The sequence below is a fragment of the Microbacterium sp. MRS-1 genome, from assembly GCF_000585455.1.
In the GTDB taxonomy this organism is placed as follows: domain Bacteria; phylum Actinomycetota; class Actinomycetes; order Actinomycetales; family Microbacteriaceae; genus Microbacterium; species Microbacterium laevaniformans.
Genome location: NZ_JAUF01000112.1, coordinates 1 through 10,960, shown reverse-complemented (window position 1 = coordinate 10,960; position 10,960 = coordinate 1). Strand labels below are relative to the sequence as shown.

The 10,960-nt window shown below is 70.5% G+C and carries 7 protein-coding genes and 1 pseudogene; 5 read left to right on the top strand and 3 right to left on the bottom strand.

Translation table 11 applies throughout. From position 1 onward, the window contains the following. Positions 1-64: 64 nt before the first annotated feature. From AS96_RS14230 to AS96_RS14215, 4 genes and pseudogenes are all read left to right on the top strand, one after another. Positions 65-1,330, top strand: a pseudogene (locus tag AS96_RS14230) (AlkA N-terminal domain-containing protein); the annotation flags it as partial. Further along, entirely contained in the window at positions 1,327-1,821 is a 495-nt protein-coding gene (locus AS96_RS14225; protein ID WP_005047962.1) for a methylated-DNA--[protein]-cysteine S-methyltransferase, read from the top strand. The pseudogene AS96_RS14230 and the gene AS96_RS14225, both read left to right, overlap by 4 nt. A gap of 365 nt (positions 1,822-2,186) precedes the next feature. Next, positions 2,187-4,052 carry an ABC transporter ATP-binding protein gene (locus AS96_RS14220; protein ID WP_036291159.1) on the top strand — a complete coding sequence of 622 codons (1,866 nt, stop codon included), beginning with the start codon at positions 2,187-2,189 and terminating at the stop codon, positions 4,050-4,052. After that, positions 4,049-5,866 (top strand): ABC transporter ATP-binding protein, encoded by a 1,818-nt coding sequence (locus AS96_RS14215; RefSeq protein WP_036291157.1) that lies wholly within the window; start codon positions 4,049-4,051, stop codon positions 5,864-5,866. The genes AS96_RS14220 and AS96_RS14215 overlap by 4 nt, the downstream gene beginning before the upstream one ends. Positions 5,867-6,003: 137 nt before the next feature. Here AS96_RS14215 and AS96_RS14210 read toward each other — a convergent pair whose 3' ends face one another. After that, positions 6,004-6,456 carry a GNAT family N-acetyltransferase gene (locus AS96_RS14210; RefSeq protein WP_036291155.1) on the bottom strand — a complete coding sequence of 151 codons (453 nt, stop codon included), beginning with the start codon at positions 6,454-6,456 and terminating at the stop codon, positions 6,004-6,006. A 208-nt stretch (positions 6,457-6,664) separates the two neighbouring features. On the opposite strand from AS96_RS14210, the gene AS96_RS14205 reads away from it, so the two are divergent. Continuing rightward, entirely contained in the window at positions 6,665-8,881 is a 2,217-nt protein-coding gene (locus tag AS96_RS14205) for an NADP-dependent isocitrate dehydrogenase (RefSeq protein WP_036291152.1), read from the top strand. A gap of 90 nt (positions 8,882-8,971) precedes the next feature. On the opposite strand, the gene AS96_RS14200 is transcribed toward AS96_RS14205, so the two are convergent. Then, positions 8,972-10,480: a L,D-transpeptidase family protein gene (locus AS96_RS14200; RefSeq protein ID WP_036291151.1), complete on the bottom strand. Its 1,509-nt coding sequence runs from the start codon at positions 10,478-10,480 to the stop codon at positions 8,972-8,974. Positions 10,481-10,586: 106 nt separating this feature from the next. Then, the coding region (locus AS96_RS14195) for a hypothetical protein (RefSeq protein WP_036291149.1) at positions 10,587-10,960 on the bottom strand (374 nt) is incomplete at its 5' end.

Sequence of the window (10,960 nt, the reverse complement as noted above, 5' to 3'; positions counted from 1 at the left end):
CGTGTCCCCGCGCGCGTGCTACCAGATCGTTACATCCGCGCTACCCGAAGCCCCGTCTTAACACGGTGACATCGCCGGACGTGCGATGCGGCTCATCGCCGACGGCGTCGTCGAGCGTGAGGGCGTTCCGGGGCTCGCGCGCCGCCTCGGCTACTCGGCCCGCCACCTCGCGCGCCTGCTGACCGCCGAGCTCGGCGCTGGCCCCCTCGCCCTCGCCCGCGCTCAGCGGGCCCACACCGCGCGGATGCTCCTCGTATCCACCGACCTGCCGGCCGCGGACGTCGCCTTCTCCGCCGGATTCGCGAGCGTCCGTCAGTTCAACGACACGGTGCGCGAGGTGTTCGGCCTCTCGCCGAGCGATCTGCGTGCGCGCCGACCGGCGGCGGCGCGCACGGTGAGCGCCCCGGCCGCCGGGACGATCGATCTCGTCCTGCCCTACCGTGCGCCCTTCGACGCCGCCGGGTTGTTCGCCTGGATGCGCGCCCGCGCCGTCGCGGGCGTCGAAGATGCCGGTGCCGACTCCTTCGCCCGCGTCCTGCGTCTGCCCGGCGGTCCGGTGTGGTTCGCGATCCGGCTCGACGGGGCTGGGAAGCTGCGGCTGAGCGCCCGGTTGACCCACCTCGGCGATCTTCCTGTGCTGGTGAGCCGCGTACGGCGGCTGTTCGACCTCGACGCCGACCCGACGGCGGTGGATGCCGCGTTGTCGGCGCATCCTGCCGTCGCGCCGCTGGTCGCCGCGACCGGCGGCATCCGGGTGCCCGGCGCCGCCGACCCGCACGAGATGCTCATCCGCGCGATGATCGGTCAGCAGATCACGGTCGCCGCAGCACGTACGGCCCTGACCGCCCTGACCGACGCGCTGGGGGAGCGCGTGGCGTCGCACGACGGCCTGGACCGCCTGTTCCCCACGATGGCCGCCATCGCCGCGCACGGCGCCGAGGTGCTGCGCGGCCCTGCCGCGCGCATCCGTGCGGTCACCGGCGCGGCCGCGGCGCTCGCCTCCGGCGAGCTCGACCTGGGGCCGGGTGATGACAGTCTCGCGCAGCGCGCGGCCCTGCTGGCGCTGCCGGGTATCGGCCCCTGGACCGCCGACTACGTGCGCATGCGTGTGCTCGGCGACCCCGACATCACCCTGCCCGGCGACGTCGCCGTCCGCGCCGGAGCGGCAGCGGCGAGCATCCCCGCCGACCCGCGCGGGTACGAGGCGTGGGCCGTCCGTGCCGCGCCCTGGCGCAGCTATCTCACCGCCCACCTCTGGCGCGCCGCGCCGACCACGGCGATCCGTGCCCCCCGCGCACGCACCGCACCCCGCGAACGGAGCCCTCGATGACCGCGACCATCCAGACGATCCCCACTGTCGACGGCCCCTTCACGCTGCTCACCGATGACCGGGGACGCGTGCTCGCGAGCGGCTGGAGCGCCGACCCCGCCGCCATCCTCGGCCGGATCGCCCTCGCCGCCGCGGACATCCGCGAGGGGGAGACGGATGCCGCGTCCGCCGTGGACGCGTACTACGCGGGAGACCTGACGGCGATCGACACGGTCGCCGTCGCCCAGACCGGCACCGCTCTGCAACTCGAAGGGTGGGCGGCGTTGCGCCGCATCGCTGCGGGTCATCCCCTCACGTACGCCGAGTTCGCCGCCGCGCTGGGACGGCCCGCGGCCGTGCGCGCCGCGGCATCCATCTGCGCCCGCAACGCCCCGGCCCTGTTCGTGCCGTGCCATCGGGTGCTCCGCACGGGCGGTGGCCTCGGCGGTTTCGCCTGGGGTCTCGACGTGAAGCGCGCGCTGCTCGCGCGGGAGTCGGTCGCGCGCGCCTGAGGCGCCGCTGTGAAAAACCCTTGCCCCCGGTGAACGCGGCGGCATAGGCTGGAGGGCTGTCGCGCCCGTGCGGAAACCGCGTGGGCCGCAGTCCCCGTTCACCGACTCTCTGGAGGAAGCCATGTCCACGGCCATCGTCACCACGAAGCCCGCCTTCCTCCGTCCGTCGAACGCCGCCCCGGCCGCGTTCGAGGCCGCCGGAATCGGTCGGGGATAACGCGCCGCGCGTCCTCCTTCGGCGGCATCGTCCCGCCGCGCGTTACCTCCGACAGGGCCCGTCCGTCCTGCCGCGCCTTCGTGCGCCCACCCGTCACCTTTCGCCGGCCGCGTGACCCCGGCATCCGTTCCACCCCTCCGCAAGGATCATGACCTCCTCTTCTTCGCCCTCCGAGCTCGCCCCTCCCGTCGAACGCCTGTCGACGGTGCGCGCGCTCGCACGCCTGTACCCCTTCGCCCGATCCGTCCTGCCCCGCCTCGTGGCGGGCGCCGTCAGCGCGCTCGTGGCGAGCCTGCTCGCCCTCTCGATCCCGCTCGTGCTCGAAGTGCTCGTGCAGGGCCCGATCGCCGCGGGAGCGAGCGCCACCGGCGATCGCAACCAGCTCGTGTGGGGCGCCGCTCTCATCCTGGTGCTCGGCCTGCTCGAAGCCGTCATGGTGTGGCTGCGGCGCTGGTTCGTACTGGCACCGTCGACCAAGGTCGAGTACGACCTGCGCACGAGCTTCTACCAACGCCTTCAGCGCCTGCCGGTCGCGTTCCACGACCGCTGGCAGTCGGGACAGCTGCTCTCGCGCATGATGCAGGACATCAGCATGCTGCGGCGCTGGATGGCCTTCGGCATCGTCCTGCTCGTCGTCAACCTGCTGACGATCCTCGTGGGGATGGCGCTGCTGTTCCGTTGGCACTGGGCGCTCGGCGTCACCTTCCTGGTCGTCTGCGCCCCGCTCTGGTACGCCGGCTACCGGTTCGAGAAGACCTACGGCACGCTCGCCCGCCAGAGCCAGGACCAGGCCGGAGACCTCGCGACCAGCGTGGAGGAGAGCGTCCACGGCATCCGCGTGCTGAAGGCGTTCGGGCGCGGAAAGCACGCCCTCCTCAAGTTCACCCGTCAGGCCGAGACCCTCCGCGAGACCGAGCTGAGCAAAGCGCGCGCCGTCGGCTGGATCTGGTTCTGGCTCGTATTGCTGCCCGAGATCGCGTTCGCGCTGTGCCTCGGCGTCGGCATCGTGCTGCAGCAGCTCGGCCAGCTCGGCATCGCCGAGCTCGTCGCGTTCTTCGCGATGGCCACCGTGCTGCGCTGGCCGATGGAGTCGATCGGCTTCCTCTTCTCGTTCCTGCTCGACGCCCGCACCGCGAGCGACCGCATCTTCGAGGTGTTCGACGAGGAGAACACGATCACCGATCCCGCCGCGCCCGTCGTGCTGGGCGCATCGCGCGGCGCACTCGCGTTCGAGGGTGTGCACTTCCGCTATCAGGATGCCGCGGCGCGGGAGCGGGATCTGCTCGACGGCATCGATCTCACGCTCGTGCCGGGCGAGACCATGGCGCTCGTGGGGCTCACCGGATCGGGCAAGACGACCTTGACCACCCTGCCCGCTCGCCTGTACGACGTCACCGCAGGGCGCGTGACGATCGATGGCGTGGACGTCCGCGACCTCACCCTGAAAGAGCTGCGCACCCACGTCGGCATGGCCTTCGAGGACTCGACACTGTTCTCCCAGACCGTGCGCGAGAACGTGCTGCTGGGTCGTGAAGACCTGGCGCCGGGCAGCGCGCAGGCCGAGGCGGTGCTGCGTGAGGCGCTCGCCGTCGCGCAGGCCGGTTTCGTGGACGAGCTGCCCGACGGCGTCGACACGATCATCGGCGAAGAGGGGCTCTCGCTCTCGGGCGGCCAGCGCCAGCGCCTCGCGCTGGCCCGTGCGATCGCGGTCCGTCCGGCCGTGCTCGTGCTCGACGACCCGCTGTCGGCGCTCGACGTCGACACCGAGGCGCTCGTGGAGGACGCCCTGCGCGACGTGATGGCCGACACGACGACCCTCGTCATCGCGCACCGACCCTCGACGGTCACCCTCGCCGACCGGGTGGCGCTGCTCGAAGAGGGGCGTATCACCGCCGTCGGCACCCACACCGAGCTGCTGCGCACCAGCGAGCACTACCGGCACGTCATCTCGAGCCTCGAGGATGCCGAAGCACAAGAGAACACCCGCCTGCGGGAGACGGAGGTGAACCTGTGAGTACGGCATCCGTCGCCGGAACCACCGGTGAAGACCGCTCGGACTACACGCGCGACGAATCGCGCTCCATCCGGCAGCGTTCGCTGCGGCTGCTCGGATCGCTCGTCGATCCGCTGCGGTGGCAGCTCGTGCTGGCCCTCGTCGTGCTGGTGATCTCCACCGCGCTGCGCGTGGCCGGCCCCGCTCTGATCGCCTACGGCCTCAACACGGCGCTTCCGCAAGCCCTGCAGGATGCCGACTGGATGCCCACCATCGTCATCGTCGTCGTGTACCTCCTCGCCGGCGTCGGCGGTGCCGCGCTCATCGGCTGGTATGCGGTCGTGGCCGCGCGGCTGACGCAGGCTGTCATGCTTGACCTGCGCACCCGCATCTTCCTGCACACGCAGCGACTGAGCCTCGAGTTCCACGAGTCGTACACGTCGGGGCGCATCATCTCGCGTCAGACGAGCGACCTCGACTCCATCCGCGAGCTGCTCGACGGGGGCCTGAACGAGCTGGTCTCGGGCGTGCTCTACGGGGCGTTCACCCTGATCGCGCTGCTGCTGCTGGACTGGCAGTCGGGTGTCATCCTCGCGATCGCCGGCATCCCGCTGTACCTGCTGATGCGCTGGTTCTACCGCAACTCGCAGCGCGCGTACCGCGAGTCGCGAGTGGTCAGCGCGAAGGTCATCGTCAAGTTCGTCGAGACGATGACCGGCATCCGCGCCGTGAAGGCCTTCCGCAAGGAGCCGCGCAACGACGAGGAGTTCGGCGAGCTGTCGGGTCAGTACCGCGACGTCAACATGCGCTCGCTGCGCCTGTTCGGAGCGTTCGAGCCGGGCATGATGGCGGTCTCCGCGTTCGCCGTGGCCGGTGTGCTGCTCTGGGGCGGTCTGCGGGTGGTCGACGGGGCGCTGCCGGTGGGAACGCTGCTGGCCGCCGTGCTGTACGTGCGGAACTTCTTCTCGCCCCTTCAGGAAGTGGCGATGTTCCTGAACTCGTACCAGTCGGCGACCGCCGCCCTCGAGAAGGTCTCGGGGGTGCTGGAGGAGCAGCCCACCGTTCCCGACCCGGCACGTCCGGTCGACCTGTGGAAGGCCACGGGACACGTCGAGTTCCGAGACGTCGTCTTCGGGTACTCCGACGAGCGCACGATCCTGCCGCACTTCTCGCTCGACATCCCCGCCGGTCAGACGATCGCCCTGGTGGGGACGACGGGCGCCGGCAAGTCGACGCTCGCCAAGCTCGTGTCGCGGTTCTACGACCCGTCGCGCGGCGCCGTGACACTCGATGGCGTCGATCTGCGGGAGCTGCACCCCAAGGACCTCCGCCGCGCCATCGTGATGGTCACGCAGGAGGCGTACTTGTTCAGCGGCACGGTCGCCGACAACATCGCGCTCGGAAAGCCCGACGCGACGTTCGAGGAGATCCGCGCCGCTGCCCGGGCCGTCGGCGCGGACACCTTCATCGAGCGGCTGCCGGACGGGTACGACACCGACGTGAACAAGCGCGGCGGTCGCGTGTCGGCAGGACAGCGTCAGCTGATCTCCTTCGCCCGCGCCTTCCTCGCCGACCCCGCCGTTCTCATCCTCGATGAGGCGACGGCGTCGCTGGACATCCCCAGCGAGAGGCAGATCCAGGTGGCGCTGCAGACGCTGCTGGCCGACCGCACCGCGATCATCATCGCGCACCGGCTGTCGACCGTGTCGATCGCCGACCGCGTGCTGGTGATGGAGCACGGCCGCATCATCGAGGACGACGCCCCCGCCAGCCTCATCGCCGGAACGGGCAAGTTCGCGCAGCTGCACAGTGCGTGGAAGCAGTCGCTCGTCTGACGCTGCCGACGCGGCCATCTCCGCAACCGCAGATTCGATCACGATAGAGCGCGCGGCGTCGCCGACGCAAGAGTTTTGTCGAGATTGGCAACAAACAGGATCGTCGGGCGGTTCCCTGGCGCCCGGCTCGGCTGTTCCTACAGACGGACTTCGGCGACGACCTCGCCGAACTCGGTCTCGCCGACGGGGGTGAACCCGACCCTGCGGAAGAACGCATCGGGGCCGCCCTGCCCCTCCTCGTAGATCACGTGGACGTGGTCCATGCCGCGGCTGCGGGCCTCTTCCAGGAGCTGCTCGACGGCGAACCGGCCGACCCCGCGGCCCTGGTCGTCGGCGTCGACGTTGATGCGCCACAGCACGGAGCGGAAGTGCTCGTGCAGGGCGTCGGGATCGAAGTTCGCGCTCACGAAACCGACGACCTCGTCACCGTCGAGCACCACGCGCTGCCACGCGGTGCTGGGGTTTGCCACCGTGCCGGCGACGGCATAGCTGGTGGGGGCGAGATACTGCTCCTGCCCCGGTTTGAGCGACATCGTGTTGACGGCGACGATCGTCGCGGCGGACAGTTCCTCGAGGCGCAGCTCGGTCATGCCCTCAGGCTACCCCGGGCGAAAGCGCGGGGGCACCCTCCGAATGGTGAGAAAACCCCCAGCGCTGCGCGTGCGCAAGAGGATGCCGAGGAGCGGGGCGAGAATTATCTTGACGTCAAGATAGTTTCCGTCGATGCGATAGCCTGGAGGCGACCCCGCGACGCTCACCACGACGCCCACGACGACGCTCACGACGGAGAGATCACACGTGCCCGAGTCCACCATCATCTACACCCACACCGACGAAGCGCCTGCCCTGGCGACGGCATCGTTCCTGCCGATCGTGAAGGCCTTCGCCGGGCAGGCGGGCGTCGAGATCGACACCCGCGACATCTCGCTGGCCGGCCGCATCCTCGCCGCTTTCCCGCAGCGCCTCGCGCCCGAGCAGCAGGTCGGCGACGCCCTGGCCGAGCTCGGTGGACTCGCCACCCTTCCCGAGGCCAACATCATCAAGCTGCCGAACATCTCGGCATCCATCCCGCAGATGAAGGCCGCGATCGCGGAACTGCAGTCGCAGGGCTACGACATCCCCGACTATCCCGACGACGCGTCCACGGTCGAGGAGAAGGACATCCGCGCCCGCTACGACCGCATCAAGGGCTCCGCGGTGAACCCCGTGCTGCGCGAGGGCAACAGCGACCGCCGCGCACCGCTCGCGGTCAAGAACTACGCCAAGAAGCACCCGCACCGCAACAAGCCCTTTGCGGCCGGGTCCAAGACCCGCGTCGCCACCATGGGGCACGACGACTTCAAGAGCAACGAGAAGAGCTGGATCGCCGCGCACGACGACGTCCTGAGCATCCGTCACACCGCCGCCGACGGCACGGTCACGGTTCTCAAGGAGGGGCTGAAGGTCCTGCCGCGCGAGGTCGTCGACGCCACGTTCCTCTCGGCGAAGGCGCTCGACGCGTTCCTCGCCGACACGATCGCGCAGGCCAAGGCGGAGGACGTGCTGTACTCCGTGCACCTGAAGGCCACGATGATGAAGGTCAGCGACCCGATCATCTTCGGCCACGTCGTCCGCGCGTTCTTCGCCGACGTCTTCGACGCGTACGGAGAGCAGCTCGCCGCGGCGGGTCTCAACGGCAACAACGGACTCGGCTCGATCCTCGCCGGTCTCGGCGAGCTCGCCGACGGCGAGGCGATCTCCGCCCGCATCGCACAGGACCTCGAGACCGGCCCCCGCCTCAGCTACGTCAACAGCGACAAGGGCATCACGAACCTGCACGTGCCCTCCGACGTCATCGTCGACGCCTCGATGCCGGCGCTCGTTCGCAACGGCGGCAAGCTGTGGGGCGCCGACGGCGCCGAGGACGACACCATCGCGGTCATTCCCGACTCGTCGTACGCCGGCGTCTACCAGGCCGTGATCGACGACGTCATCGCCAACGGCCCCCTCGACCCGGCGACGATCGGCACGGTGCCGAACGTCGGCCTCATGGCCCAGGCCGCCGAGGAGTACGGCAGCCACGACAAGACCTTCGAGATCCCGGCCGACGGTGTCGTCGAAGTGCTCGACTCCGCCGGCACGGTGCTCATCGAGCACCACGTCGAGAAGGGTGACATCTGGCGGGCGACCCAGGCCAAGCACATCGCGATCATGGACTGGGTGCGCCTCGCCGTCACGCGGGCCCGCGCGACCGGCGTTCCCGCCGTCTTCTGGCTCGACGTCAACCGCGCCCACGACGCCCAGCTCATCGGCAAGGTGCACCAGGCGCTCGCGACGCTCGACACCGGCGACATCACGATCGTGATCCTCCCGCCCGAGGAGGCGACGCGGTACACGCTGGCGCGCCTGCGCAAGGGTGAGGACACCATCTCAGTCACCGGCAACGTGCTCCGCGACTACCTCACCGACCTCTTCCCGATCCTCGAGGTCGGCACGTCGGCGAAGATGCTCTCGATCGTCCCGCTCCTGGCCGGCGGCGGCCTCTTCGAGACGGGCGCGGGCGGTTCCGCGCCGAAGCATGTGCAGCAGCTGCTCGAGGAGGACTACCTGCGATGGGACTCGCTCGGCGAGTTCTTCGCGCTGGCGGCATCCTTGGAGCACCTCACCGAGTTCACCGGCAACGCGAAGGCCAAGATCCTCGCCGACACGCTGGATGCCGCGACCGGCACCTTCCTCGAGGAGGACCGCTCGCCCGGCCGCTCGCTCGGAACGATCGACAACCGCGGCAGCCATTTCTACCTCGGCCTCTACTGGGCTCAGGAGCTGGCCCGCCAGACGGCGGACGCCGACCTCGCCGCCGCGTTCGCGCCGGTGGCGGAGAAGCTGGCGGCCGCGGAGCAGCAGATCGTGGCAGAGCTGAACGGCGTGCAGGGACACCCGGTCGACATCGGCGGGTACTACCACCCCGACGTGGCCAAGGTCGCCGCGGTGATGCGCCCCTCCGGGACGCTCAACGCGGTCATCGACGCGCTCTGATCCACAGGCGAATACGAGAAGACGGCCCGGGGTGGTACCCGGGCCGTTCTCGTTGCGGCGTGCGCGGCGAGCCGAAACGCGTCGCGAGCGTCAGTCGTGGATCCAGACGTCGACTCCCGTCGGCGACCAGTCGTAGATCTGCTTTGCGCGGTAGTTCGGCATGCCCACGCAGCCGTGGCTCTGCGGCGTGCCGAAGTTGTTGTGCCAGTAGACCCCGTGGAACGCCTCATCGCCGTTGAAGTACATGACCCACTCGACGTTGGGCACGTCGTAGTTCCAGTACGGGTTGTTCGGATCGGTGCTCGTCATCGTCTGCGAGCGGATGTGGCTGTTGATGCGGAAATGGCCCGTGTACGTCGGAGACTGCGCGACGCCGCTGGAGATCGGCCACGAGTCGACGACGCCGCCGTTCTCCTTCAGATACAGCATCTGCTCGCTGAGGTTCACCTCGAGCAGGCGCTGCAGCGTGACGGTGGATGCCGGGGTCAAGGTCACCGGCAGGACGAAAGCGGCCCTGCCTGCCGTCAGCTGCGCGGCGAACTCCTTCGCCACCGCGCTCGTGTCGCCGAGCGTGCGGCCATCGGCGCCGGGGACGCTGGTCTCGAGCACCGTTCCGTCGGAGTTGGTGATGACGGTGCCGTTGGCGGGGGCGCGGTTGACGGCCGCGGGCAGTGCATCGACGGAAGCCTGGATCTTGGCGGCATCCGCGCTGATGGAGAACGTTCCCGATGCGTCGGGCGTGATCTTCAGCCACGACGCGGCCGTGGCCGGGTCGACCGGCACGGTGCGCTCCTCGCCGACGTAGAAGCCGATCGTCTGCAGCATGGCGTTGAGCTGATCGGCTGCCGACTGGGCTCGTTCGCTCGTCGCTGGCGCGGCGACCGGCACGCTCGCGGCCGAGACCGTGACGGTGCTCTTTCCCGCGACGAAGGCGTCGTGCACCGCGGCGGCGATCGCGTCGAGGTCGAGTCCGGTGCCGGCCACCGCCGGCGTCACGGTGTACGCGGTGCCGGTGAACGACACCTGCGCGGGCACGGGGGCGGTGAAGGCCGAGGGCAATGCCGCACGCAGGGCGGCCTCTGCGCGGTCGGCGTCCAGCGTGACGGGGGCGTCGAGCCCGTCGCCGAACCACTGGGTCACGTTCCACATCGGCCGCGCAGCGAACGCGCGGTCCGCGAGGCCGTGGGCATCGACGGTGGCGCCCAGCTGTGCGGCCGTGACGGTCGGTCCTCCTTCGCCGAGAACCACGGTGGTCGCGCCCAGCCGCTGAGAGATCGCGTCGGTGGCTGCTCCCGCCGTGAGGAAGCCGACGGGAACGCCCGCGATCGCGGTGCCGGGGGCGATGAGGACGAGTGAGGCCGTAACGGCGCCTGCGGCGACGACGGCCGCGGGAACGCCGATCCACAGCCAGAGGCGCTTCTTCTTGCGCGGCGGTTCCGCGGGTGCCCACTGCAGCGGCGGGACCTGCGCGGGGGCAACGGCGGCGTCGTCGATCGTCTCGATCGGGCCGTCGAGCACGGCGGTCGCGGCGGTCGGAGGGCTCGCCGAGGAGGCGTCGGGCGAACCCTCTGCCTCTCGTTCGGTTGCAGGATCGGTCACCTAAACACCCCCGTGTTCTGCGCGGCCGCGCCCTCCCATGGTACGGGATGCGCCTCGTTCGCCGTCAGAGGCCGCCATCGGGGTGCGCCCGCGCTCCTGTCGAGGATCAGGAAGCGGGACAGGCGGCGGCGAACGCGCTCAGTGCCGACTGGATCTGCGCGGCGGCGCTCTGCAGCGACGCCAGGCGGGAGAGGTCGCCGCCCGCGATGGCGGACAGGTCGGCGGATGCCGTCGTGAAGCCCGATCGCAGCGGCGGCAGCAGATCGGCGACGCTGCGGTTGCCCACCGCTTGCGCGGCGTCGTCGAGGCGGGCGGCGACCTCGTCGAAGGCCGTCACCGCCGACGACGGGTCGCCGGGGTCGAGGCGTTGCACCTGGGCGGCGGCGTCCTGGACACTCGCGCGGACCGTCTCGCACGCCTGGCTCGTCGTCTGGGTGTCGCCGCCCGACGGCGCGGGGCCCGTCCCGCCGTCGGCGGCGC